At 67.2% G+C, this 23,798-nt stretch carries 19 protein-coding genes and 1 pseudogene; 10 read left to right on the top strand and 10 right to left on the bottom strand.

Annotated features, from left to right (window positions below; translation table 11 throughout):
- Positions 1–152 precede the first annotated feature (152 nt).
- From ABIB51_RS11370 to ABIB51_RS11355, 4 genes are all read right to left on the bottom strand, one after another.
- Positions 153–1,916, bottom strand: coding sequence for an acetyl/propionyl/methylcrotonyl-CoA carboxylase subunit alpha (locus ABIB51_RS11370; RefSeq protein WP_354188036.1), 1,764 nt, complete (start codon positions 1,914–1,916; stop codon positions 153–155).
- Positions 1,916–3,604, bottom strand: a complete 1,689-nt coding sequence (locus ABIB51_RS11365) for a 5-oxoprolinase subunit B/C family protein (protein WP_354188035.1) — start codon at positions 3,602–3,604, stop codon at positions 1,916–1,918. Before ABIB51_RS11365 ends, ABIB51_RS11370 begins: the two co-directional genes overlap by 1 nt.
- A 48-nt stretch (positions 3,605–3,652) precedes the next feature.
- Complete coding sequence (locus tag ABIB51_RS11360) at positions 3,653–4,990, bottom strand: MFS transporter (RefSeq protein ID WP_354188034.1); 1,338 nt, start codon at positions 4,988–4,990, stop codon at positions 3,653–3,655.
- A gap of 93 nt (positions 4,991–5,083) precedes the next feature.
- On the bottom strand, positions 5,084–5,842 hold the full coding sequence (locus ABIB51_RS11355; protein WP_354188033.1) for a LamB/YcsF family protein: 759 nt from the start codon (positions 5,840–5,842) through the stop codon (positions 5,084–5,086).
- Between the two features lie 107 nt (positions 5,843–5,949).
- On the opposite strand from ABIB51_RS11355, the gene ABIB51_RS11350 reads away from it, so the two are divergent.
- The 5 genes and pseudogenes from ABIB51_RS11350 to ABIB51_RS11330 all read left to right on the top strand — a co-directional run bounded on the left by ABIB51_RS11350 (position 5,950) and on the right by ABIB51_RS11330 (position 10,953).
- Positions 5,950–6,654: a GntR family transcriptional regulator gene (locus ABIB51_RS11350; protein ID WP_354188032.1), complete on the top strand. Its 705-nt coding sequence runs from the start codon at positions 5,950–5,952 to the stop codon at positions 6,652–6,654.
- Between the two features lie 334 nt (positions 6,655–6,988).
- Positions 6,989–8,014, top strand: a complete 1,026-nt coding sequence (locus tag ABIB51_RS11345; protein ID WP_354188031.1) for a LacI family DNA-binding transcriptional regulator — start codon at positions 6,989–6,991, stop codon at positions 8,012–8,014.
- Between the two features lie 79 nt (positions 8,015–8,093).
- Entirely contained in the window at positions 8,094–9,038 is a 945-nt protein-coding gene (locus ABIB51_RS11340; protein ID WP_354188030.1) for a ribokinase, read from the top strand.
- 8 nt (positions 9,039–9,046) lie between these two features.
- Positions 9,047–9,517, top strand: a complete 471-nt coding sequence (locus ABIB51_RS11335; RefSeq protein WP_354188065.1) for an RpiB/LacA/LacB family sugar-phosphate isomerase — start codon at positions 9,047–9,049, stop codon at positions 9,515–9,517.
- Positions 9,518–9,693: 176 nt separating this feature from the next.
- Positions 9,694–10,953, top strand: a pseudogene (locus tag ABIB51_RS11330) (MFS transporter).
- A 98-nt stretch (positions 10,954–11,051) separates the two neighbouring features.
- Here ABIB51_RS11330 and ABIB51_RS11325 read toward each other — a convergent pair.
- A complete protein-coding gene (locus tag ABIB51_RS11325) occupies positions 11,052–12,119 on the bottom strand; it encodes a LacI family DNA-binding transcriptional regulator (protein WP_354188029.1) in 1,068 nt (355 codons plus the stop codon).
- 184 nt (positions 12,120–12,303) lie between these two features.
- Here ABIB51_RS11325 and ABIB51_RS11320 point away from each other — a divergent pair, with 184 nt between their 5' ends.
- From ABIB51_RS11320 to ABIB51_RS11300, 5 genes are all read left to right on the top strand, one after another.
- Entirely contained in the window at positions 12,304–13,164 is an 861-nt protein-coding gene (locus ABIB51_RS11320; protein WP_354188064.1) for an ABC transporter substrate-binding protein, read from the top strand.
- Between the two features lie 79 nt (positions 13,165–13,243).
- Positions 13,244–14,032, top strand: coding sequence for an amino acid ABC transporter permease (locus ABIB51_RS11315; protein ID WP_354188028.1), 789 nt, complete (start codon positions 13,244–13,246; stop codon positions 14,030–14,032).
- Positions 14,029–14,799: an amino acid ABC transporter ATP-binding protein gene (locus ABIB51_RS11310; RefSeq protein WP_354188027.1), complete on the top strand. Its 771-nt coding sequence runs from the start codon at positions 14,029–14,031 to the stop codon at positions 14,797–14,799. Before ABIB51_RS11315 ends, ABIB51_RS11310 begins: the two co-directional genes overlap by 4 nt.
- A complete protein-coding gene (locus ABIB51_RS11305) occupies positions 14,799–15,839 on the top strand; it encodes a Gfo/Idh/MocA family protein (RefSeq protein WP_354188026.1) in 1,041 nt (346 codons plus the stop codon). The genes ABIB51_RS11310 and ABIB51_RS11305 overlap by 1 nt, the downstream gene beginning before the upstream one ends.
- A gap of 44 nt (positions 15,840–15,883) precedes the next feature.
- Positions 15,884–17,005, top strand: coding sequence for an NAD(P)/FAD-dependent oxidoreductase (locus ABIB51_RS11300; protein ID WP_354188025.1), 1,122 nt, complete (start codon positions 15,884–15,886; stop codon positions 17,003–17,005).
- A gap of 48 nt (positions 17,006–17,053) precedes the next feature.
- On the opposite strand, the gene mmsB is transcribed toward ABIB51_RS11300, so the two are convergent.
- The 5 genes from mmsB to araA all read right to left on the bottom strand — a co-directional run bounded on the left by mmsB (position 17,054) and on the right by araA (position 23,791).
- On the bottom strand, positions 17,054–18,343 hold the full coding sequence (mmsB, locus tag ABIB51_RS11295) for a multiple monosaccharide ABC transporter permease (protein WP_354188024.1): 1,290 nt from the start codon (positions 18,341–18,343) through the stop codon (positions 17,054–17,056).
- Between the two features lie 5 nt (positions 18,344–18,348).
- Entirely contained in the window at positions 18,349–19,878 is a 1,530-nt protein-coding gene (mmsA, locus tag ABIB51_RS11290) for a multiple monosaccharide ABC transporter ATP-binding protein (RefSeq protein WP_354188023.1), read from the bottom strand.
- A 107-nt stretch (positions 19,879–19,985) separates the two neighbouring features.
- Positions 19,986–21,113, bottom strand: coding sequence for a multiple monosaccharide ABC transporter substrate-binding protein (gene chvE / locus ABIB51_RS11285; protein ID WP_354188022.1), 1,128 nt, complete (start codon positions 21,111–21,113; stop codon positions 19,986–19,988).
- A 252-nt stretch (positions 21,114–21,365) separates the two neighbouring features.
- Positions 21,366–22,274 (bottom strand): aldose 1-epimerase family protein, encoded by a 909-nt coding sequence (locus ABIB51_RS11280; RefSeq protein WP_354188021.1) that lies wholly within the window; start codon positions 22,272–22,274, stop codon positions 21,366–21,368.
- Positions 22,271–23,791, bottom strand: coding sequence for an L-arabinose isomerase (araA, locus tag ABIB51_RS11275; protein ID WP_354188020.1), 1,521 nt, complete (start codon positions 23,789–23,791; stop codon positions 22,271–22,273). The genes ABIB51_RS11280 and araA overlap by 4 nt, the downstream gene beginning before the upstream one ends.
- Positions 23,792–23,798 lie beyond the last annotated feature (7 nt).

Raw genomic sequence — 23,798 nt, 5'->3', positions numbered from 1 at the left:
GAAGTCGGTGTTCGTCGGCTCGGGAATGGACTAGGTACATGCCTTTATGGTCCAGCCCGCCACTGGGAGGACCATGGGTGCGGACTGGGTGATCCGGGGGCTGGAGCCTCTAGCGCCGGGTCCCGGGACGCCGTCGGGCTGCCCGAGCCGGGTCAGCCGATCAGCGCCAGCACCGCGCCGGCAGCCACCACGCCGCCCGCTTCGGCCCGCAGGTCCGTGACAGTCCCGGCCCGGTGAGCGGAAATCTGGGTTTCCATCTTCATCGCCTCCAGGACAACCACCGGATCCCCCGCGGACACCACGGTGCCCGGTTCCACGAGCCACTTCACCACGGTGCCGGCCATATCGGCGCGCAGCTCCCCCGGATCAGCGGCACCGGCGGCGCCGCCGTCGGATGCTCCGTCCAGGGACAGCCCGGCGGGCAGGGGACCGCCCGAGCGCGCCCAGCCGTCCAGCAGATCGGCCGGAAGGCCGACCGCGAGGCGCCGGCCGTCCACCTCGACGGTGATGGTGCGGCGTTCGCCGTCCGGCGCGGTGGTGCTGTAGTCGGGATCGGCGGTGATGGAGACGGTGTCCGCGAAGTCGGTCTCGATCCAGCGGGTGTGGATGCCCAGGCCGTCCTCTGAGGTGAAGTCCGGGGATTCCAGCACGGCCCGGTGGAAGGGCAGCACGGTGGCCACGCCCGTGATGGTCATCTCGGCGAGGGCGCGGCGGGCACGGCGCAGCGCCTGCTGCCGGTCCGCGCCTGTGACGATGAGCTTCGCGAGCAGGGAATCGAACTGCGGCGCGACGAAGGAGCCGGACCGGACGCCGGTGTCGAGGCGGATGCCGGGGCCGGTGGGGCCGGCGAACTCGCCGATGGTCCCGGGTGAGGGCAGGAAGCCGCGGCCCACGTCCTCGGCGTTGAGCCGGAATTCGAAGGCATGACCGCGCGGCGCCGGGTCCTCACTGAACCGCAGTGGCTCCCCCGCCGCGATGCGGAACTGCTCCTGCACGAGGTCGATTCCGGTGGTCTCCTCGGTGATGGGGTGCTCCACCTGCAGGCGGGTGTTGACCTCGAGGAATGCGACGGTGCCGTCCGCGGCGACGAGGAACTCCACCGTGCCGGCGCCGGAGTAGCTGGCCTCCCGGCAGACGGCCTTGGCGGCGTCGTAGATCAGCCTGGTCTGCTGCCCGGTGAGGAACGGCGCGGGCGCCTCCTCCAGGAGCTTCTGGTGCCGGCGCTGCAACGAGCAGTCGCGGGTTCCGACGACGACGACGTTGCCGTGCGCGTCCGCCAGGACCTGCGCCTCGACGTGGCGGGGACGGTCCAGGTAGCGCTCCACGAAGCACTCCCCACGGCCGAACGCCGCGACGGCCTCGCGGACGGCGGAGTCGAAGGCTTCCTCCACCTCGTCCAGCGCACGGACCACCTTCATGCCGCGGCCGCCGCCGCCGAAGGCTGCCTTGATTGCCATTGGAAGTCCGTGCTCCTCGGCGAAGTCTCGGGCCTCCGCGGCGGAATCCACCGGGCCGTCGCTGCCGGTCACCAAGGGCGCGCCGGCACGGACGGCCGCCTCGCGGGCCGTGATCTTGTTGCCGAGCAGCCGGATGGCGTCCGGGGTGGGCCCGATCCAGGTCAGGCCGGCGTCGAGGACCGCCTGGGCGAAGTCGGCGTTCTCGGAGAGGAAGCCGTAGCCGGGGTGGACGGCGTCCGCGCCGGACTCGGCGGCCACGGCCAGAAGCTTGGCGATGTTCAGGTACGTATCCGCAGGCGAATTGCCGTCCAGGCTGAACGCTTCATCCGCCGCAGAGACGTGCAGGGCGTCGGCGTCGATGTCCGCGTAGACGGCGACGGAGGCCAGCTGCGCGTCGTCGCAGGCCCGGGCAATGCGGACGGCGATTTCTCCGCGGTTGGCGATCAGGACCTTACGCATCAGTTACTCGCTTTTCGTTCGGGGGCCGCCGTGGCGGCGGACTGTTCGGTGGTGCCGGGCGCCGCGTGCTTTTCGGCGGGTGCCCAGCGGAAGCGGATCTTGCCGCCGATCGGGACCTGCGCGGCGGTGTCGAGCTGCTGGTCCACCAGCACGGCGATCACGGGGTAGCCGCCCGTGATGGGGTGGTCGGCCAGGAAGAGCACGGGCAGGCCTTCCGGCGGGATCTGGATGGCCCCGGCGACGGTGCCCTCGCTGGGCAGTTCGCCGGTGCGGCTGCGCTGCAGCGCGGTCCCGTCCAGGCGCATGCCCACGCGGTTGGACTGCGGCTTGACGTCCCATTCCTGGCGGCAGAATGAATCCAGCGCCTCGGCGTCGAACCAGTCGGCGCGCGGTCCGGGGACGACGTCAAGCACGGTCACCCCGGAGTCCGGGTAGCCCGGCTGCAGTTCGGGATCCCCGACGACGCCGGACTCGGACTCCCCGCCGGAGGGGATTTGCTGGCCGGCGGCCAGCGGTGCCGGCCCGATGCCGGACATGGTGTCCGTGGAGCGGCTGCCGAGCACCGGGACGGCGTCCACGCCGCCGCGGACGGCGAGGTAGCTGCGGAAGCCGCTCCCGGGAACGCCGAGCGTCAGGGTTTCGCCGTCGAGCAAGGCAAACGGGGCTGCCATCGGGACGGTCCGCTGGAACGGTCCGGACTCCGCGTCCGGCGTCTCGATCACCAGTTCCGACGGCGCCCCGGTGACGGCGAGGACCTGGTCCCCGACCGCCTGGACCGTGAGCCCTCCGGCGACGGTTTCGATGGCGGCGGCCGACGGCGTGTTCCCGACGAGGCGGTTGGCCCGGCGCAGCGAGGCCCGGTCCAGCGCGCCGGCGGCGGAGACGCCCAGGCCGGAGTGGCCGTGCCGGCCAAGGTCCTGGATGAGGCTCTGCAGTCCCGGCGACACGATCCGCAGGCCGGAGGCGATGTCCTGCTGGACGTCAGCGCCGGCGGCGGGATGCTCCGCGGGCAGCGTCACGGATTCGCGGACGGCGCGGAACTGCACGCGGTGGCCTGGGGCGGCCAGGGCGGGCTGCTCGCGGTCCAGGTCCCACATTTTGGCGCTGGTGTGGCCGATCAGCTGCCAGCCGCCGGGCGAGCTGCGCGGGTAGACGGCCGAGTAGTTGCCGGCCAGCGCCACCGAGCCGGCGGGGACGGCGGTGCGCGGGGAGCTCCGACGCGGCACTTCGAGGGCCTGGTTCTCCCCCACCATGTAGCCAAATCCGGGGGCGAAGCCGGCGAACGCCACGGTCCAGATCTGGCCGGTGTGGGCGGCGATCACGCCGTCCGGGCCGAGGCCGGTCAGCTTACCGACTTCGGCGAGGTCCTCGCCGTCGTACACGGTGTCGATGACCACCAGTTCGCCGTCGCGCTGCACGGGAGCCGTGAGGTCGAGCTGGAGCAGGAGTTCCGCGAGCCGCCGGGCCGAGGCCGGCGAGTCCGTCTTGACCAGGACGGTCTCGGCCGCGGCCAGCACGTCCAGCTGGCCTGGCAGGGGTTTCTCGAGGAGCAAGGCCTGCAGGGCCAGCACGTCCGGGGTGCCGGCGAGTTCGGCGAGCACCGCGCGGGTCCCCACCGCCCGCACGGAGCGGACCCTGTGTGCTGCGGCGTTCTGTGCTGCCAGGGTTTTCCCCGCTGTCTCAATCATGAGCTGCTTCCATCGTTGCCGGTTGCCGGTGAAAAGGATCCGCGCCGCTTAGGCGTGGGCATCCTGAAGGAGCCGTTCTTCTTCCTTGGTCTGCGGGTTCCGGCCCAGGGCCAGGCCGACGACGGTGACGACCGAGGCGACCGCGAGGTAGCCGGCGATCAGGTACCAGTCGCCGGTGGCGGCGTAGAGGGCGGTGAAGATCAGCGGTGCGACGGCGCCGCCGATCACGCCGGCCAGGGTGTAGGCCAGCGAGCTGCCGGCGTAGCGCAGCCGGACCGGGAACTGCTCGGTGATGTAGGCGGCCTGCGGGCCGTACATGAAGGCGTGGAAGGCCAGGCCGATCACGACGCCGAGGGTCAGCATGGGCACGGATTTGTCCTGGATCATAAGGAAGAACAGCGGAATGTACACGGCGGTGCCGACGGCGGCGATGCCGTAGACGAGGCGGCGGTTGAAGCGGTCCGTCAGGGCGCCGGCAAAGGGGATTAGGAACAACTGGAAGGCGGAGCCGATCAGGATGGCCGAGAGGACATTGCCGGTGGTCATGCCCAGTTCCTTGGTGGCGTAGACGGCCACGAAGACGGTGAAGAGGGCGTAGAGCACGTCGGGGCAGACGCGGGAGAGGGCGGCGGCCACGAGGGCGCGGGGTTCCTTGGTGAAGACCTCTTTGATGGGGGCCTTGGGCTGCTCGCCGTGGGCCTGGATGGCCTTGAAGACGGGGGTTTCCTCGAGCTTGAGCCGGATCACCAGGCCGAAGACCACCAGGAGGGCGGAGGCGAGGAAGGCGACGCGCCAGCCCCAGGAGAGGAAGGCCTCGTCGGTGAGGGTCGCGGCGAGGATCGCCAGGACACCGTTGGCCATCAGGTTGCCGGCCGGCGGGCCGATCTGCGCGGCGGAGGACCAGAAGCCGCGCTTGTTGGCGTCACCGAACTCGCTGGAGAGCAGGACGGCACCGCCCCATTCGCCGCCGACGCCGATGCCCTGGGCCAGGCGCAGCAGCACCAGGATGATGGGGGCGGCGACGCCGATGCTCGCGTAGCCCGGCAAGAGACCGATCAGCACGGTCGCGACGCCGATCAGCATCAGGGTGAAGACGAGGACGTACTTGCGGCCGATCTTGTCACCGAGCCGGCCGAAGATCACTCCACCGATGGGGCGGGCCAGGTAGCCCACGGCGAATGCGGAGAAGGACAGCAGCAGGCCGACGAACTCGTTGTTGCCGGGGAAGAAGATCTTGGGGAACACCAGGGCCGAGGCCACGGAGTAGATCGCAAAGTCGTAGTACTCCAGGGACGTGCCGGTGAGGCTCGCGGCGTAGGCCTTGAGGGCGCCGGGCGGCACCTTCCTCTTGCTGGCGGCCGGAGTGGCCTGGTGCGGTGCGGACATGATTTTCCTCCAGGGTGCGGGTGTGCTGCCTGTTGCTCGGGTGTACGTGCGGGATGGCCCGGCGGGGACCATGGTGTGAAGCGGCGGTACTGCTTAGACGAATGCGGCGGTGGTGATGCCCGCGGCGGTGAGCGCTTCGCGGACGGCCGCGGCCATGGTGACGGCTCCCGGGGAGTCGCCATGGACGCAGATGCTTTCGGCGCTGATTTTCAGGATGGAGCCATCGATGGTGCGGACGGCGGAATCGGTGGCCATCCGGAGGACGTGCTCGGCGACGAGAGCGGGGTCCTCCAGCACGGCTCCGGGGAGCGTACGGGATACGAGTGTGCCGTCCGGGTTGTAGGCGCGGTCGGCAAAGGCTTCGGTGACCGCACGGAGTCCGGCGGCCTCGGCGAGGCGGAGCACTTCGGAGCCCGGCAGGCCCAAGATAGGAAGGTTCGGGTCAACGGACTTCACGGCGTCGACGACTGCCTGCGCCTGGCCGGTGTGCGCAACGATCGCGTTGTAGAGGCCGCCGTGCGGCTTCACGTACCGCACCGTGCCGCCCTCGACGGCGGCCAGCGCCTGCAGCGCGCCGATCTGGTAGACGACGTCGTCCGCCAGTTCTTTTGGATCGATGTCCAGGAAGCGCCGGCCGAAGCCCGCGAGGTCGCGGTAGCCGACGTGGGCGCCGATCACGACGCCGGCGGAAACCGCTTCGCGGCAGGTCCGGCGGATGACGCTGGGGTCACCCGCGTGGAATCCGCATGCCACGTTCGCACTGGACACCGAGCGGAACATCGCTGTGTCGTCGCCCAGGGTCCAGCGTCCGAAAGACTCGCCGACGTCGCTGTTCAGGTCAATGGTTGCCATTTGTGATCCTCGTCTCATGGTAGCCCCCTACTAAGGATGCATCACTTTGGCCGATTGTTCAACAATCTGACGATTCAACATTGGAACAATCGTGTAGATTCGGCAGCATGACGACTTCCGATGCAGTTGCCGGCACGGCTTCCGGCGCGGCTCCCGGCGCGGCTGCGGCGCGGTTGCGCGTGACAGTTCCCTCGGTGGCGGACCGCGTTGCCGCCGAGCTCCGCCTGCAACTGGCCGAAGGGTTGTTGCTGCCGGGAACCCGGCTCACCGAGTCGGCCATCGCGGAGGACCTCGGGGTGTCCCGCAACACCGTCCGGGAGGCCTTCGCCGAACTCGCCGGGGAGCGGCTGGTGGTCCGCCTCCCCAACCGCGGCGTGTTCGTGGCAAGCCTTGGCCCCGGCGACATCCACGATGTCTACACCGTGCGCCGCGCCATCGAGGTCAGCGCGATCCGCGCCGGAGGCAGTCCTGAGCGGGTGGCAGCTGTCCGGGCTGCGGTGGAGGAGGGCAAAGCCGCTGCTGCCGCGGACGACGAAGAAGGACTCGGCACCGCAAACCAGCACTTCCATGGCGCCATCGTGGCCCTGGCGGGGAGCCGCCGGCTGGGCACGATCATGTCCCAGGTCCTCGCCGAAATGCGCCTGTTCTTCCATAAGGCGACGCTGGACGCGCATTTCTACCGCGGCTACCTCGACGACAACGAGACGATCTGCGCCGCCCTGGAAGCCGGCGAAACGGAACGGGCCGCCGGCCTTCTGCTGGCATACCTGGACCGCTCGGAAGCGAAGCAAAGCGCCGTCCACGGGGACTGAGCGGCGCCCGGCCTGGCTTGACTGCCCGGCGCGCCGCGACGCGCACCTTGCTGCGCAATGCGCAAATTTCCTGCCGACACCGGAATTCCCGCATCGGCAGGAATTTCGCGCCTCGGTGGACACAGCACGCGTCGCCGGGCATATTACGCGTCGCCAGGCATTCTGCGACTCGCCGGGCACTTTCCGCTTCGCCTGCTGGCCGAATAGGCTCCGCATTCGCATCTGAACCAACCATTGACAGATTGCAGCCTGCGTCACATACTCGTGGAACCGATTCCATGGAATCGATTCCACAAACAGTTTATGAGCGGTTCAAAGGCGAAAGGGCGCAGCAGTGACGGGACCTTCCATCACCATCAAGGACGTGGCAGCACTGGCCGGCGTCTCCGCCGCGACGGCGTCCAGGGTGCTTTCCGGAAACCCGGCAACCTCCCCGCAGTCCCGGGAGAAGGTGGCCGCCGCCGTCGCCGAGCTGGACTTTCACCCCAACGCCCAGGCGCGCGCTCTCCGCTCCACCCGGACCAACGTCATCGGACTGCTCCTTTCGGACGTCCGCAACCCGTTCTTCGCTGATCTGGCGCACGCGGCCGAGCAGGCGGCCCTCGCGGAGGGGCTCGTCACCCTGCTGGGCAACGCCAACGAGAGCATTCCGCAGCAGGACCGGTACCTGGACACCTTCATTTCGCAGCGCGTTGACGGCGTGATCGCCGCACCGCAGGGCGAGGGGAGCTCCAGCCTGCACGCCCTGCTGGAACGGGACATCCCCACCGTGTTCGTCGACCGGACCGTCGACGGCATCGACGTCCCGAGTGTCACCACCGACAGTGATTCCGGCATCCGCCAGGCCGCGGAGCATCTCGCCCGGCAGGGCCACGAGCGTGTCGGCTATATCGCCGGACCGCAGACCACGTCCACGGGACGGGACCGGCTCAAGTCGTTTTGCCGCGCGGCCCGGGAGTTCGGGCTCAGCACCGACCCCGCCCTGACGTATTTCGGCGACTTCCAGTCCGCCAGCGGCTCGGCCGGCGCGCACCACCTGCTGGGGCTCGCGCAGCCGCCGACCGCACTGCTGGCCGCCGACAGCCCCATGGCCGTCGGAGCGCTGGTCACCTTGAACCGGAAGGGGCTGCGCATCGGCCGCGACATGGCCCTCATCGCCTTCGACGACATCGAGTGGTTTTCGCTCCTTGATCCGCCCCTGACCGTCATCTCCCATGATGTGGAGGCGATGGGCCGTACCGCGGTCAGGCTCTTGCTCGAAGTGATCGACGGGCAGAAGCCGGAATCGGTCGTCCTCCCGAGCGAACTCATTGTCCGTGCCTCCTCAGGCACTCCGGACCCCAGCCTGGGGCAGCCGTGACAACTGCTGCCCACTTACGTCCGACCCCTCTGATTTGCGGCTTGGGGCACCGTCCGACACCACCGAAGGAGCAGGTCCAATGAGCACGGTTTTTGTGGTCGGAAGCCTCAATATCGACCAGAACATCCGCGTCCGTTCCCTGCCGCGGGCGGGCGAGACCGTCCGCGGCTCGGACGCAACGTTCAGCCCCGGCGGCAAGGGCGGCAACCAGGCCGTCGCGGCCGCCCGGGCCGGGGCGACGGTGACATTCACCGGCGCCGTCGGCGACGACGCCCATGGCCGCAAGATCCTTGCGGTCCTCGCCGAGGCGGGCATCGACGCCGGCCACGTGCAAGTCAGCGGCACCACCGCCACGGGAGCGGCAATCATCGCCGTCGACGACCAGGGCGAGAACCAGATCATCGTCAGTCCGGGCGCGAACTCCGGGCTCACCGCCGCCGACGTCGACGCGGGACTTGCCGCCGTCCGGGCCGGTGATGTCCTGGTCCTGCAACTGGAGATTCCGACGACGCTGGTCCGGCAGGCCGCGCGGACCGCTAGGAGCCGCGGGGCGTTCGTCATCCTCAACGCCGCCCCCGCCCCCCGGCAGATCGACGGGCTGCTCGACGACGTCGACCTCCTCGTGGTCAACGAACAGGAAATCCGGGTTCTGGCGGACCTTGCCGGGGTGTCCGGGAGCCATCAGGAACTGGTCCAGACACTTCCCCCGGCTCTGGGTCCGGCCATCGTCTGCACCGCCAGCGCTGAAGGGTCCTTCACGGTTCTCGACGGCGGCCTGGTGCATGTGCCGGCGGCCAGAGTAGACGCGAAGGACACCACGGGAGCCGGCGACACGTTCGTGGGCTACCTCGCGGCAGCCCTGGCCGGCGGCCCCCGCGAACTGCCTGCCGCAATGATCCACGCCACCCGCGCTTCAGCCCTTGCCGTCACACGCACCGGCGCCATGGAATCGATTCCATGGCTTCATGAAGTACCGGCGCCCGCGCCGAATCCCGCAATGCCCAGCCTCGTCGTCCCGAACTAAGGAGACCCCTGAAAATCGCACTCGGCAACGATCACGCCGGCTTCCCGCTCAAGGCCTTTGTCCAGTCGGTCCTGGAGGATCTCGGCCATGAGGTCATCGACTGCGGCGCGCCCAGCGAGTCGCCGGTCGACTTCCCGGACATCACCCGGGCCACCTGCGATCTTGTCCGGTCCGGCGAGGCCGATCGGGCCGTGCTGGTCTGCGGCACCGGGGTCGGCGCCGTGATGGCGGCCAACAAGATCCCGGGCATCCGCTGCGCCCTGGGACACGACGTCTATTCCGCCCACCAGAGCGTGGAGCACGACGACGCGAACGCAATCGCCATGGGTGCCTGGCTCATCGGAAGGGCCACGGCCAAGGAAGTCCTCCAGTCCTTCCTCGACGCGAAATTCGACAACGACGAGGACACCATCCGCCGGGTCCAGAAGCTGCGCGAAATGGAGCTCGAGGGAGCCAGGGAACTGGCCGCCGAAATCTGACCCGGCCGGCACCGCACGACCAATCGTTTACCTGGCCTTCGGCATACTGCCCAAGGCTGTCCAGCAATATCAAAGGAGATATAGAACATGACGGCAGCAATCACGGACCGGCCGCGCCAGGCCGCCCACGGTTCACCCGGAAAGATCAAGACCGCCATGGCTTCGGCCGCCGGCACGTGTGTGAGGCTGCGGCCCTGTACTTCGGCAAGGTCTTCTTCCCCAACACGGACCCCGTGGTCGGAACGCTTCTAGCCTTCGCCACCCTGGCGGTGGGCTTCCTGATGCGGCCTATCGGCGGAGCCATCGGCGGCTACCTCGGCGACAAGTACGGCCGCAAGCCCGTGCTGGTCGGCGCGCTGCTGACCATGGGCATCGCCACCGTCCTGATCGGCTGCCTCCCCACCTACGCGCAGGTCGGCATCGCCGCGCCCCTCCTGCTGGTCATCATCCGGATGATCCAGGGCCTCGCCTTCGGCGCTGAATGGGGCGGCGCCGTCATGATGACGTTCGAGCACGCGCCCTGGAAGAAGCGCGGGCGTTTCGCTGCCATCCCGCAGGCGGGCAACCCGCTGGGCATCACCCTGGCCAACGCCGCGTTCCTGCTCTCCGCTTCCCTGCAGACCGACTAGGCCTGGCGGCTGCCGTTCCTGGCGAGTTCCATCCTGATCGTCGTGGGCCTGGTTGTCCGGATGAAGCTTGAGGAATCCCCCGAATTCGAACACACCAAGGCCATGGGCGCAATCGTCAAGAACCCGCTGACCACTGTGATCAAGGACGACTGGCGGAACATCCTGCGGGTGATCTCCCTGCGGATCGTGGAGAGCTGCGCGTACTACGTCACGGCCACTTACCTGCTCTCCTACATCACGAAGAACAACCCCGACGACCGGGCCATCGGCCTCACCGGCATTGTGATCGCCAGCCTCCTGGCCATCCCGGTCACGCTGATCGCCGGCGCCCTGACCGACCGGATCGGCCGCCGCAAGCTCTACCTCGGCGGAGCCATCGCCGTCATTGTCTTCGGCTTCCCGATGTTCCTGCTCAGCAACACCGGCAACCCGTTCCTGATCGTCCTGGCGTTCGTGATCGGCATCGGCATCGGCATCGGCATCATCCACGCGACGTTTACCGGTACGCAGGGCGCCTGGTTCGCGGAGCTGTTCCGGACCAACACCCGGACGTCCGGCGCCTCCATCGGCTACCAGGTCGCCGCTTCCATTTCCGGATTCGCGCCCTTCCTGGCGGTGCTCCTGGCCTCGGTGTTCGGCTGGGCCGGCGGCGCCTCGCTGTACGTCCTGGTGGGCGTCATTGGCCTGATCGGCGTGCTGAACACCCGTGAAACCTGGGGCGCCAAGGAAAAGGCTGCAGTCGACGCCATCATCGCCGGTGAACCGGCCGCTGCCGAGGACCAGCCGGCGCCGTCGGCGGCCCGCTAGCAGCACAGCTGAGACCCCCGCAGTAAGGAGCGACCCGGGTTGGCCTATTGGGGGCCAACCCGGGTCGCAGCCGTCTGCGGAACCGGTTGTTAGTTTGTTTACGGGTGACGCACCCCGACCGAGCCTCGACGGATCAGCGTCGCCGTGAATTCGGGTGCCGCAGCGGACGTCTTCCTTCCTTCGATCTGCCGGATCAGCGCCGTCGCAGCGGCTGCGCCCATCTCGTAGACGGGCTGCGCGATCACCGTCAGCGGAGGCGTCGTCAGGCGCGTCCAGGCGAAGTCGTCGTACATGAGGAACGAGACATCCTCCGGGATGGACAATCCAAGCTCCTGGATGGCTTCCACGACGCTGAGGCCGATGAGCCCGTCCGAGGCGATGATCGCCGTCGCAGGCTCCGGCCGCTGCAGGAGCTCCCGTGTGATCTTCTTGATCGACTCGGCATCTCCGGCATTGAGCCGGACCAGATTGTCCGGCTGGGCCAATCCCGCTTCCTCGAAGGCGCGTTTCATTCCGTCCCGCCGGTCCGAGATCTGGGAAGAGTCCAGCGGCATCCCGTCGCGGTAGGCCTCCACCGACTTCAGGGTCGAGATGAACGCGATCCGCCGGTGTCCGGACTGGATCAGGTAGCTCGTGGATTCGTGCGATATCCCCTCCATATCGACCGACACAGTATCGACTTCCAGCCCCGGCGCCTTGCGGTCCAGAAGCACTAACGGCCGGCCCGATTCGTAGACCCGGCGTAAATGTTGTGTGTCCACGGACGATGCCGGGGCCACGATCAGGCCGTCCACCCGCTTGTCCAGGAGGACCCGGACGGCGTCCACTTCCGCGGCCGTATCCTCGTCCGTGTTGATCAGGATGACGTTGAAGCCGCTCTTCTTCGCCGTGTCGGTGATACCCCTGGTGACCAGGCCGAAATGGGGGTTTTCAATGTCGCCGACTACCACCCCAATGGTGTGCGATTTCCCCGTGTTCATGCTGCGGGCAAGCTCGTTGGGCCGGTACTCCAGCTCTTCGGCGGCGGCCAGGACCCGTTCGCGTACGTCCTCACTGACCGCACCATAGTTGCCCAGGGCGCGGGCCGCCTGCGCCTTCGAAACCTGGGCGGCTTTGGCGACGTCGGCGACTGTGACGTCACGGCGACGGGAAGCATCACTATTCATAACGACCTTTCCTGGCGGACTCTTGACGCCCCTTGTGGCTTCGATTACATTTCTATCAATCGATGTGAGTCCGGTCTCAATCTTAGGGAATGAGACCGGACTCAGCAAGAGTCGCATCGACAGTCCCCGCGAGGCGGTTCCACCGGCCGCCTAGCCCGCTCCCCCACGATTGGAAAACGCTGTGATCACACGAACGAACCTGCGCCCCGGGGTGCTCATCGCCGCTGCCGTTGCCGCGGTCCTGGCCCTTTCCGGCTGCGGGGGGTCCGCCTCCCCGTCCTCCTCAGCGGCGGACAACCCATACGGCCTGATCGAGCCCGGCTCCATCCGCGTCGCCAGCCTCGGCGATTCCAAGCCCTACGCGTTCGCAGACGCCCAAGGAAACTTCACCGGGTTCGACGTCGAACTCTTCAAAGACGTCGCCCACCGCGCCGGCGTCGACAAGGTGGTTTTCACGGGACAGGACTTCTCCGGGTTGCTGGCCGCCGTCGCCAACGGCCAGTTCGATGCCGGCGTCGCCGCCATCGGCATCACGGACAAGCGCAAACAGACGGTCGACTTCTCCGACGGCTACCTGGCCGGCTATTTGACGGTGATCACCACTAAGACCTCAGGCGTCAGCAACGCCGAAGCGCTCGGCGGAAAGCGTCTGGGCGTCGTGCAGGGAACACTGCAGGAGGCCTACGCGGTCAAGAACTTCACGTCCGCGAGCCTGGTGCGCTTCCCGGACAACAACACCGCGATCTCCGCGGTCAACAGCGGCTCCGTGGATGCGCACTTCCTGGACTACGAGGCCGCCAAGGCCTATCAGGATCAGTTCGGGCTGATCAGCGCCGCCGACATCCCCTCGTTCGACGCTCCCGCCGGATTCGCCGTAGCCAAGGGGAAGACCGCCTTTACGGACGCACTCAACAATGGTCTGGCCGCCGCCATGGAAGACGGGACCTGGAAGAAGCTCTACCAAAAGTGGTTCCCGGGTTCCCCGATGCCCGAACAGTACCTGCCGAAGGCCGAACAGACGGCCACCCCGGCACCCAGCAAGTAAGCCTCCCGGCTTGCGGCCGGGCGGACCACAATCAGCGGTCCGCCCGGCGTACCCCAGCTAACTACGTCTGAGAGCAACCATGGACTGGTTCACCACCATCATCCGCACCTTCTTCGACTTCGGCTCAATGGCCGAAGTCCTCCCCCAGCTTCTGGGTGTCGGCCTTCTGAACACCCTGATCATTTCCATTGCCGCCACAGTGATCGGCGTGGTGCTTGGCATGATTGTCGCCGTTATGGGGATTTCCCCCTCTCGGTGGTTGCGCATCCCGGCCCGGGTCTACACGGACTTGTTCCGCGGGCTCCCCGCCATTCTCACGATCCTGCTGATCGGCCAGGGGTTCGCCCGCCTGAGCCAGTCGATCTTTGGACCGTCCCCCTACCCCTTGGGGATCATCGCCCTCAGCCTGATCGCCAGCGCCTACATCGGCGAAATCTTCCGGGCAGGCATCCTCAGCGTGGACAAGGGACAGGGCGAGGCATGCCGCGCCCTGGGCATGAGCTATGCGAAGTCCATGGCCCTGGTGGTGGTTCCGCAGGGCATCCGGCGGGTGCTGCCCGCCCTGGTCAATCAGTTCATCGCCATCGTCAAGGATTCCTCCCTGGTCTACTTCCTGGGGCTGCTGGTCTCCGAACGCGAACTGTTCCGCGTGGGCCAGGACGCCGCAGTGCTCTCGGGCAACCTCTCCCCGCTGGTCATGGCCGGAATCTTCTATCTCATCATCACCGTGCCGCTCACGCATCTGGTGAATTATTTCGACAACCGTTTCCGCACCGGCAAGCGACGCCCGTCGGCCCCCAGCAGCGGCCTGAATGAAGTCAAGGAACTCGACGCGGCCTCGCCGCTGACCACCGGGAGCAACACATGAGCGCCAACATCAGCAGCACCCTCGCAGACATCGAGACCTTCCAGGGCTCCAGCCTTGAGCTGAAGAACCTCACTATGGCCTTTGGCGAGATCGATGTGCTGCGCAACGTCAGCCTCGCCGTCGCACCGGGCACCACCACCTGCGTGATCGGTCCGTCCGGTTCCGGCAAATCCACCTTGCTGCGCGGCGTCAACCGTCTCCACGAACCCAAGAGCGGCGACGTACTCCTGGCCGGGGAAAGCGCGTTGGACGTGAAGCCGGACACTCTGCGTCGGCGGATCGGCATGGTGTTCCAGCACTTCAACCTCTTCCCGGACCACACAGCGCTGGAGAACGTGGCGTTGGCCCTGTGGAGCGTCAAGGGCATGCCCAAGTCCGAGGCGATGGAACGCGCCCGGCGCCGGCTCGCAGAGGTGGGCCTCGCAGAACGGGCAGACCACCGGCCTTGTGATCTCTCCGGCGGGCAGCAGCAGCGCGTCGCCATCGCGCGGGCGCTGGCCATGGAACCCGAAGTGATGCTCTTCGACGAAGCCACCAGTGCCCTGGACCCGGAACTGGTCAAGGGCGTCCTGAACCTGATGGCCTCGCTCGCCAAGCGCGGCATGACCATGGTGGTGGTCACCCACGAGATGGGCTTTGCCCGCAGGGTGGCAGACCAGGTGGTTTTCATGGACGAAGGTGAAGTCGTCGAATCAGGATCGCCGGCCGATCTCTTTGACAACCCCCAGAGCGAACGGCTCCAGCGCTTCCTCTCCGAGGTGCTCTGATGAGGACCGTTGCCGGCGGACCCATCCGCACCGCCGTCGTCGGCTTCGGCGTCTCCGGCCGCGTCTTCCACGCGCCCCTCCTCGCCGCGGACCCGGCGTACTCGCTCGATGTGATCGTGACGGCGGATCCGGAACGCGCCGCCGCGGCGGCATCACGGTACCCGCGGGCACGGGTTGTCCCGACGCCGGAAGCCCTGTTCGCACTGGCCGGAGACCTCGATCTGGTGGTCCTGGGTACGCCGCCGTCGACGCACTTCGACCTCGCCGCAACGGCAATCGCCCTCGGCCTGCACGTGGTGGTGGACAAGCCATTCGTCACCACGTCGGCCCACGGTGAGGAGCTAGCCTCGAGGGCCACCGACGCCGGCGTCGGGCTGACGGTCTTCCAGAACCGGCGCTGGGACGCCGACTTTTTGACCCTCAAAGAGATCCTCGAAACCGGCGCCCTGGGCGAGGTCCGGAGCTTTGAATCCCGGTTCGAATGGTGGCGGCCGGAGGGCTTCGGCAACTGGCGGGACTCCGCCACCCTGGCCGAGGGAGGGGGGATCCTCCACGACCTCGGCGCCCACCTGATCGATCAAGCCCTCCAGCTGTTCGGACCCGTGGCCCGAAGCTACGGGGAAACCTCCCCGCACGGACCTGACGGCTCAGCAGAGCAGGAGGCGTTCGTTTCCCTGCTGCACGAGTCCGGGGTCCGGTCCCGGCTGTGGATGAACGGCGCAGCCGCCCAGGTGGGACACCGGTTCCACGTCCTTGGCTCTACAGCCGGCTACACCAAATGGGGACTGGACGGTCAGGAGCAGGCGCTCGACGCCGGTGTGCTGCCCGCGGATCCCCGCTACGGCGTCGAACCCGAAAGCGCCTGGGGAGCCTTGGGGATCGACGGCGGGACCACACCGGTCCCGGCCCGGAAAGGCAGCTATCCGCTGTTCTACGGGCACCTTGCTGCAGCCCTCCGCGGCGGCGGGCCGTTGCCCGTTGATCCGGTCCAGTCCATTGAAGTCCTGAAAATCATCGAAGAAGTCCACGCCCTCGCCTGACCCAAGCCGCCCCCGCGAGCCGCACCCTAAGAAAGAGAGTCCCTATGACCTCCGCAGTCTCCGCCAAGCGTGTCGCCGTTATTGGCAGCGGAATCCTTGGCGTTTCCACAGCCGTCCACCTGCTCCGCGACGGTGCCTCGGTGCTGCTTCTGAGTGAAGCCGGCCTCGCCAGCGGGGCCACCGGCCGTTCCCTGTCCTGGCTGAATTCCGCCGGCGAACGGTCCACGCCCTACCACCAGCTCCGCATTGCAGGAGTGGACCGTTACCGGACGCTGTTCGCCTCGGATCCCACCAGGGAGTGGCTGCGGTTCGACGGTGGCCTCATGTGGAACGCCGCAGGCCAAACCGGCGCCACCAAAACCCGCCACGCCTACGAGCAGGACAAGGGCTACGACTCCAAGCTCCTCGCCCCCGAAGAAATCGCAGCATTCACGCCGGGGGTCAACGCCACGGCCGTGCCGGAAAACGCGATCTTCAATCCGGGCGAGGGCTGGGTGAGCCTCCCGGACCTGGTGGACTTCCTGATGGCCGAGTTCCACGAGCTCGGCGGCGAACTGGTCCTCAACGCAGGTCGGGCCTCCGTGGTGGTCAGGGACGGACGGGCAGCCGGGGTCGAAGTGGCCTCCGGCACGGTCTACGACGCCGACGTCGTCCTGGTCGCCTGCGGCGCCGCGACGCCGGCTGTGGTGGCCCCTCTGGGGGTCGAAATTCCCAACGCCTCGCCGGTCTCCATGCTGGTCATCACGAAGCCCGTCGAGCACTCGGCCACAGCCGTCATGAACACCCCCCGCGCGGCCGTCCGGCCCAACCCGGGAGGCACTCTGGCCCTGGATCACGACTGGTACGAGGAACGCATCACCGATCACGGGGACGGCACGTTCGGCATTCCCGATGAAACAGTCCAGGAACTGGCAGACGAGGCCGCCAAACTCATCGCAGGCAAACCGGAGCTCAAGCCGGCGTCCTGGAAGATCGGCTACAAGCCGATCCCGGGTGACGGCGAGCCCGTCTTCGGCGAATTGCAGAAGGTCCCCTGCTGCTTCGTCGCCTTCACGCACTCCGGGGCCACGCTCGGACTCATTGCGGGAGAGCTGCTGGCCGACGAGATCTTGAGCGGTTCCAGGCACCCGATGCTGGCCACGTTCCGGCCGGAACGCTTCGTCTGACGGACGACTGCGGGAGTGGCGGCCGAAGCCGCCACTCCCGCAGTTTTGTTAGTTCGCCGCCGCTACCGGGACCGGGCGCTCGTCCGCCGGCTTCCCGGCGTCGGCACCGGCCGCGGGCGGTGATTTCAGCTTGAGGCGCTTGCCGATCGTGGCCCCGCCGCCCTTGCCGCTGCGGTTCTTGTTGAAGATGTCGAAGCCGACGGCGAGGAGCAGCACCAGGCCCTTGATGAGCTGCTGGTAGTCGGTGCCGAGGCCCAGGATGGACATGCCGTTGTTCAGCACACCCATGATCAGGCCGCCGATCAGGGCCCCGGCCACGGTGCCGATGCCGCCCTGCACCGCGGCGCCGCCGATGAAGGCCGCCGCGATGGCGTCCAGTTCGAACCCGGTGCCGCCAGCCGGCTGGGCGGAGTTGAGCCGGGCCGTGAACACGAGTCCGGCCAGTGCGGCAAGCACACCCATGTTCACGAACAGCCGGAACGTGACCGCCTTCGTTTTGATACCGGACAGCTCTGCCGCATGCAGGTTCCCGCCGATCGCGTAGGTGTGCCGTCCGAAGACGCTGTTGTTCATCAGGGCCGTGTAGACGATGACGAGGACCGCGAGCACGATCAGGACGATCGGTGTTCCGCGGTAGCTGGCGAGGAGGAAGGTGATGGTCAGCATGAGCAGGGCGATGAACGTGGTCTTGGTGGCGAACCAGGCCATCGGTTCGTTCTCGAGTTCGAACTTCTTGCGGATCCGGCGTTCCTTGACCGCCTGGATCACCAGCGCCAGGGTGGCGCCGACCCCCAGGATGACCGTCAGCCACTCCAGGACCGAGGTGCCGCCGGAAATGTCCGGCAGGAAGCCGCCGCCCAGCGCCCTCAGTTCCCCCGGGAAGGGGGTGATCTGCTGGTTCTTGAGGGTGATCAGGGTCAGGCCGCGGAAAATCAGCATCCCGGCGAGGGTGACGATGAAGGCGGGGATTCCGACGTACGCGATCCAGTAGCCCTGCCAGGCACCCACGAGTGCCCCGACCAGCAGGCAGGCGGGGATGGCGAGCCACCAGGCCCATCCCCAGTGCACGATCATGACACCCGCGACGGCGCCGATGAAGCCGGCGACCGATCCGACGGACAGGTCGATGTGGCCGGCGATGATCACCATGACCATGCCGATGGCCAGGATCAGGATGTAGCTGTTCTGGACCACGAGGTTGGTGACGTTCTGCGGCTCCAGCAGGATTCCGTCCGTGAGGATCTGGAACAGCAGGACGATCAGGATCAGGGCGACAAAGATGCCAACCTGGCGGAGGCGGCTTGTCAGGAAACCCAGGGATTCTCGGAGGGCGGACATGTTCGCTATTCCTTCTCTTTGGTCATGAAGTGCATAAGGGTTTCCTGCGATGCTTCGGCGATCGGGATCTCGCCGGTGACGTGCCCGGCGGACAGGGTGTAGATCCTGTCGCAGATGCCCAGCAGCTCGGGAAGTTCGGAGGAGATCACAATGACCGCTTTTCCTTCCGCGGCCAGCTTCGCGATGATCGTGTAGATCTCAAACTTCGCGCCGACGTCGATCCCGCGGGTGGGTTCGTCCAGGATCAGCACGTCCGGGTCGGAGAACATCCACTTGCTCAGCACCACCTTCTGCTGGTTCCCGCCGGACAGCTTGCCCGTGATGGCGGCGACCGAGGGGGCCTTGATGTTCATGTTCTTCCGGTAGTCGTTGGCCACGACGGTTTCCTGGTTCTTGTCCACCCAGCCGCCCTTGACCAGCTTTCGGAGCGCGGCCATGGAGATGTTCCGCTTGATGTCCTCGATGAGGTTCAGGCCGTAGCGCTTGCGGTCCTCGGTGGCGTAGGCGATGCCGTGCTTGATGGCGGCGGAGACGGTGCCGGTGTTGATTTCGGTGCCGTGCTTGAAGACCCTGCCGGAGGTTGCGGTGCCGTAGCTGCGCCCGAAGACGCTCATGGCCAGCTCCGTCCTGCCGGCGCCCATCAGCCCGGCCAGCCCCACCACTTCGCCCTTGCGGACGTTGAGGCTGGCGTTGTTGACCACCATCCGGTTGTGGTCCTGCGGGTGCCGGACGGACCAGTCCTCGATCCGCAGGACTTCCTCGCCGATCTGGGGATCCCGGTCCGGGTACAGGCTTTCCAGGTCCCGGCCCACCATGCCGCGGATAATGCGTTCCTGGGTGATCTCGCCGTCGCCCAGGCGGAGGGTTTCGATGGTCTTGCCGTCGCGGATGATGGTGACGGCATCCGCGACCTTGCGGATTTCGTTGAGCTTGTGGCTGATGATGATGCAGGTGACGCCCTGGCCCTTGAGGTGCAGGATCAGGTCCAGCAGGTGTCCCGAGTCCTCGTCGTTGAGGGCCGCCGTCGGTTCGTCGAGGATGAGGAGCTTGACTTCCTTCGAGAGCGCCTTGGCGATCTCCACGAGTTGCTGCTTGCCGACGCTGATCTGCTGGACCGGGGTGACCGGGTTTTCGCTCAGGCCCACCCGGGCCAGGAGTTTCGCGGCCTCCAGGTTGGTCTTGCGCCAGTCCACCCAGCCGCGGTTGGCCTGTTCGTTGCCGAGGTAGATGTTCTCGGCGATGGACAGGTACGGGCTCAGGGCCAGCTCCTGGTGGATGATGACGATCCCGCGCTTCTCGCTGTCGCTGATGCTGGAGAAGTTGCAGGGTTCGGTTTCGAAGAGGATCTCGCCGTCGAAGGAGCTGTGCGGGTAGACGCCGGACAGCACCTTCATCAGGGTGGATTTCCCGGCGCCGTTTTCCCCGCAGATGGCGTGGACTTCGCCGCGGTTCACCTGCAGGGTGACATCCTGGAGGGCCTTCACGCCCGGGAAGGTCTTGGTGATTCCTCGCATTTGAAGAATGGGTGTGTTCATCGCCAATTCTCACTGACTGGTAGTACCTGAGACGTCCTGCGGCTGCAGGGGTCTACGGGAAGGGTGGCGGCCCGGACTCGACGGCGGACCGCCACCCTCCGACGTGGCTACTTGACGTCGGCCTCGGTGTAGTAACCGGAGTCGATGAGTTCCTTCTTGTAGTTCTCATTCGTGATGATGACGGACTTGAGCAGGTATGCGGGGACCACCTTGACCTTGTTGTTGTAGGTCTTGGTGTCGTTGACCTCGGGCTCCTGGCCCTTCAGGAGGGCGTCGACCATCTTCACTGCCTGGGCACCCAGCTGGCGGGTGTCCTTGAAGATCGTGGAGTACTGCTCGCCGGCGATGATGGACTTCACGGAACCCTTTTCGGCGTCCTGGCCGGTAACGATCGGCAAGCTTCCCTTGGCGTAGCCGCCGGTGCTGGTCAGGGCCGAGATGATGCCGATGGACAGGCCGTCATACGGGGAGAGAACGCCGTTGAGCTTGGTGCCGGAGCTGTAGGCGGCGGTGAGGATGTCCTCCATGCGCTTCTGGGCCACGGGGGCCTGCCAGCGCAGGATTGCGGCCTGCTCGAACTTGGTCTGGCCGCTGGGGACCTTCAGGGTTCCGGCGTCCAGGTACGGCTTGAGGGTGTCCATGGCGCCGGTCCAGAAGAAGTTGGCGTTGTTGTCATCCGGGCTGCCGGCGAAGAGCTCCACATTGAACGGGCCCTTGCCTTCGACCTTGTTGCCGCTGGCGTCGACGAGGCCCAGGCCGGTAAGCAGCGAAGTGGCCTGCTGCACGCCCACCGTGTAGTTGTCGAAGGTGGTGTAGAAATCGACATTCGGGGTGCCGTTGATGAGCCGGTCGTAGGCGATCACCTTGACGTTCTGTTCCTTCGCCTTGGCGAGGACGTCGGTCAGCGTGGTGCCGTCGATGGCGGCGATGATGAGGGCCTTGGCGCCCTTGGTGAGCATGTTCTCGATCTGCGCCACCTGCGTGGGGATGTCGTCGTTGGCGTACTGCAGGTCGGCCTTGTAGCCGAGCTTCGTCACGGAGTCCGAGACGTTCTTGCCGTCGGCGATCCACCGCTCCGAGGTCTGCGTCGGCATCGAGATTCCGACGAGGGAGCCGGCGGCATCGGCGGCGCTGGCGGACGGTGCGGCCGTGCCGGGCCGGCTGCCACAGCCGGTGGCCCCGGCGGTCACAGCGAGGACAACCGCAACGGCGCCCAGGAGTTTCCTGATCTTCACAATTTTCTCCTTCCGCGGACCCGTGGTCCGCGAAGTTGCTCCTGATCGCAGTCCTGCACGTCATTGTGCCCCTGCGGGGCGGTAACAGCGGGAGGATTGCGGAGGTCTGAATGGAACGGGGATTCAGCCGGCAAGGGAACTGCGGCTGATTGTTATCGCTAACAATATGGTCAAAGATAGCTTCTCAAAACATGTGAGTCAACGCACATTCGGCGTTTATTCTCCGCAGGCCGACGCCGGGCCGTCCGGAGCTCAGGCGGCGAAGATGCACCAGGACGCGTCGTGCGATGCTCCGGGTTCGAGCCGCACCAGGTCAGTGCCGGTGTTGAAGGCATCCGGCGGGCAGGTCATCGGTTCGACGGCGAGCCCCAACCGGTTGGGCAGCGGCGGTTCCGTGTCCCCGGTGTAGAGCTGCAGCCAGGCGCAGGTGCGGTCCCAGGCCATGCCGACGCCGGTCCCGCCCGGGTCCCGGACGACGACGCGCGCCCGGCCGCCGCCGTGCCCGCCGCCGTCGTACACAATGTCGGTGAAGGCATGGTCGATCTGGGTGGATCCGATGACGCGGGCGGCACGGAAGTCGTACGCGTGCCCGTCAACGTGCCGGGCGGCACGCGGCAGCAGCCGGTCCGGCGTCACTTCGAGGAATGTCCGTGCGGGGACTTCCAGGCTCCATTCGTCCAGCGGGGCAGGGCCCGCCAGAAGGTAGGGGTGCGGACAGACCCCGTAGGGCGCCGCCCGCTCCCCCACGTTGGCTGCCGTCACGGCCGTATGCAGCCCGTCGCCGTCCAGCCGGTAGCGGGCGGTGATGGACAGCGCGAAGGGGTAGCCCGGCGTCGGTCCGATGGCGCAGGTGAGTTCCAGGGCGGAATCCGTCCGGGACTCCGGCTTCCAGTCCAGCTCCGGGGTGAAGCCGTGCAGGGCGCACTGCCGGCCGGGCTCGTTGACCGGCACCTGGTGGTCCGCGCCGTCAAAGGTGTACTGGCCGTCGGGAATCCGGTTCGGCCAGGGCGCCACGATGACGCCGCGGTAGTCCGGGTTGGGCCCGCCGGCCGGGAACGGGACAACAAGGTCCCGTTCCCGGTGCCGCAGCTCGCGGACGGCGGCGCCCCGGGCGGTGATGACCGCCGCGTAGGCGCCCGCCCGGATCGCATACTCGGTCACAGCCCGCTTGCCAGCTTGTAGTAGGCGGAATTCCAGGCCAGTTCCTTCTTGAACCCCTTGATGGTGGTGCCTTCATCAATGGTCAGCAGCTCCGTCCGGGCGATCTCGGCGAAGTCCTCGAAGACGTCCATGCCGACGGCGGTGGTCAGGACCGTGTGGTGCGCTGCCCCGGCGGTCAGCCAGGCGGCCGCGGAGGTCGTGAAGTCCGGCTTGGGCGACCAGAGCGCGCGGGCAACCGGCAGGTTGGGCAGCGGCTCGTCAAGGTCCATGACGTCGACGGCGTTCGCCACGAGGCGGAAGCGGTCGCGCATGTCGGACAGGGCCACCACGACCCCGGGTCCGGCGTCGGTGTCGAAGACCATCCGGACCGGGTCTTCCTTGCCGCCGATGCCGAGCGGGTGGATTTCCACGCGTGGCTTTGTGGCGGTCAGGGAGGGGCAGACCTCGAGCATGTGCGCGCCCAGTATTTTCTCCTGGCCCGGGACGAGGTGGTACGTGTAGTCCTCCATGAGCGAGGCGCCACCGGGGAGTCCGGCGCCCATGACCTTGGCGGCCCGGACCAGGATGGCAGTCTTCCAGTCGCCCTCGGCGCCGAAGCCGTAGCCGTCGGCCATGAGCCGCTGGACGGCCATGCCCGGCAGCTGCCGGAGTTCGCCGAGGTCCTCGAAGGACGTGGTGAAGGCCGCCGAGCCGTTGGCTTCCAGGAAGCTGCGCAGCCCCAGTTCGATCCGTGCGCTGTAGCGCAGGGACTCGTGGCGGGCTTCGCCGGCCTTCAGTTCGGTGGCCACGTCGTAGAGCCGCTCGTACTCCGAGACGAGGGCGTCGACGTCGGCCTCGGGGGCGCCATGCACGGCGTCGGCGAGTTCGTTGACGGACCAGGTGTTGACCGAGACGCCAAAGCGCAGTTCCGCTTCGGTCTTGTCCCCTTCGGTGACCGCAACGTTGCGCATGTTGTCGCCGAAGCGGGTGAGCTTCAGGGTGCGGACGGCCGCCCAGCCCGCGGAGGCGCGCTGCCAGGATCCGACCTGGCGGGACACCTCGGGGTTGGACACGTGCCCGACGACGGTTTTGCGCGGGATGCCGAGGCGCGACTGGATGTAGCCGAACTCGCGGTCGCCGTGCGCGGCCTGGTTCAGGTTCATGAAGTCGAAGTCGATATCCGCCCACGGCAGTTCGACGTTCGCCTGGGTGTGCAGGTGCAGGAGGGGTTTGCGGAGCAGGTCCAGGCCCTGGATCCACATCTTGGCCGGGGAGAAGGTGTGCATCCAGGCGGTCACGCCGATCACGGCGTCGTCAGAATTCGCATCCAGCGCGGTGCGGCGGATGGCGTCCGAGTCGGTGAGCACCGGCTTCCAGACGATCTTCACCGGGACGTCGGACGAGGCGTTGAGCGCGGCGGCAATCTCCTGTGATTGCGCGGCCACCTGCTTGAGGACGTCCTCGCCGTAGAGGTGCTGGCTGCCGGTGAGGAACCAGACCTCGTACTGCTCAAGGGACGTGTTGTTGGCGTTGGACATGTTTTCT

Source organism: Arthrobacter sp. UYCu712 (genome assembly GCF_040547005.1).
In the GTDB taxonomy this organism is placed as follows: Bacteria; Actinomycetota; Actinomycetes; order Actinomycetales; family Micrococcaceae; genus Arthrobacter.
The sequence above is the reverse complement of the archived record's forward strand: the minus strand, read 5'-3'. Positions and strand labels throughout refer to the sequence as shown.

What these genes read in the sequence shown, in the direction of transcription:
- ABIB51_RS11315 (WP_354188028.1), top strand. Translation starts at nt 13,244, where the DNA reads ATGGACTGGTTCACCACCATCATCCGCACCTTCTTCGACTTCGGCTCA.
- ABIB51_RS11310 (WP_354188027.1), top strand. Translation starts at nt 14,029, where the DNA reads ATGAGCGCCAACATCAGCAGCACCCTCGCAGACATCGAGACCTTCCAG.
- ABIB51_RS11370 (WP_354188036.1), bottom strand. Translation starts at nt 1,916, where the DNA reads ATGCGTAAGGTCCTGATCGCCAACCGCGGAGAAATCGCCGTCCGCATT.
- ABIB51_RS11340 (WP_354188030.1), top strand. Translation starts at nt 8,094, where the DNA reads ATGAGCACGGTTTTTGTGGTCGGAAGCCTCAATATCGACCAGAACATC.
- mmsB (WP_354188024.1), bottom strand. Translation starts at nt 18,343, where the DNA reads ATGTCCGCCCTCCGAGAATCCCTGGGTTTCCTGACAAGCCGCCTCCGC.
- ABIB51_RS11355 (WP_354188033.1), bottom strand. Translation starts at nt 5,842, where the DNA reads ATGGCAACCATTGACCTGAACAGCGACGTCGGCGAGTCTTTCGGACGC.
- ABIB51_RS11305 (WP_354188026.1), top strand. Translation starts at nt 14,799, where the DNA reads ATGAGGACCGTTGCCGGCGGACCCATCCGCACCGCCGTCGTCGGCTTC.
- ABIB51_RS11325 (WP_354188029.1), bottom strand. Translation starts at nt 12,119, where the DNA reads ATGAATAGTGATGCTTCCCGTCGCCGTGACGTCACAGTCGCCGACGTC.
- ABIB51_RS11350 (WP_354188032.1), top strand. Translation starts at nt 5,950, where the DNA reads ATGACGACTTCCGATGCAGTTGCCGGCACGGCTTCCGGCGCGGCTCCC.
- mmsA (WP_354188023.1), bottom strand. Translation starts at nt 19,878, where the DNA reads ATGAACACACCCATTCTTCAAATGCGAGGAATCACCAAGACCTTCCCG.
- ABIB51_RS11365 (WP_354188035.1), bottom strand. Translation starts at nt 3,604, where the DNA reads ATGATTGAGACAGCGGGGAAAACCCTGGCAGCACAGAACGCCGCAGCA.
- ABIB51_RS11360 (WP_354188034.1), bottom strand. Translation starts at nt 4,990, where the DNA reads ATGTCCGCACCGCACCAGGCCACTCCGGCCGCCAGCAAGAGGAAGGTG.
- araA (WP_354188020.1), bottom strand. Translation starts at nt 23,791, where the DNA reads ATGTCCAACGCCAACAACACGTCCCTTGAGCAGTACGAGGTCTGGTTC.
- ABIB51_RS11300 (WP_354188025.1), top strand. Translation starts at nt 15,884, where the DNA reads ATGACCTCCGCAGTCTCCGCCAAGCGTGTCGCCGTTATTGGCAGCGGA.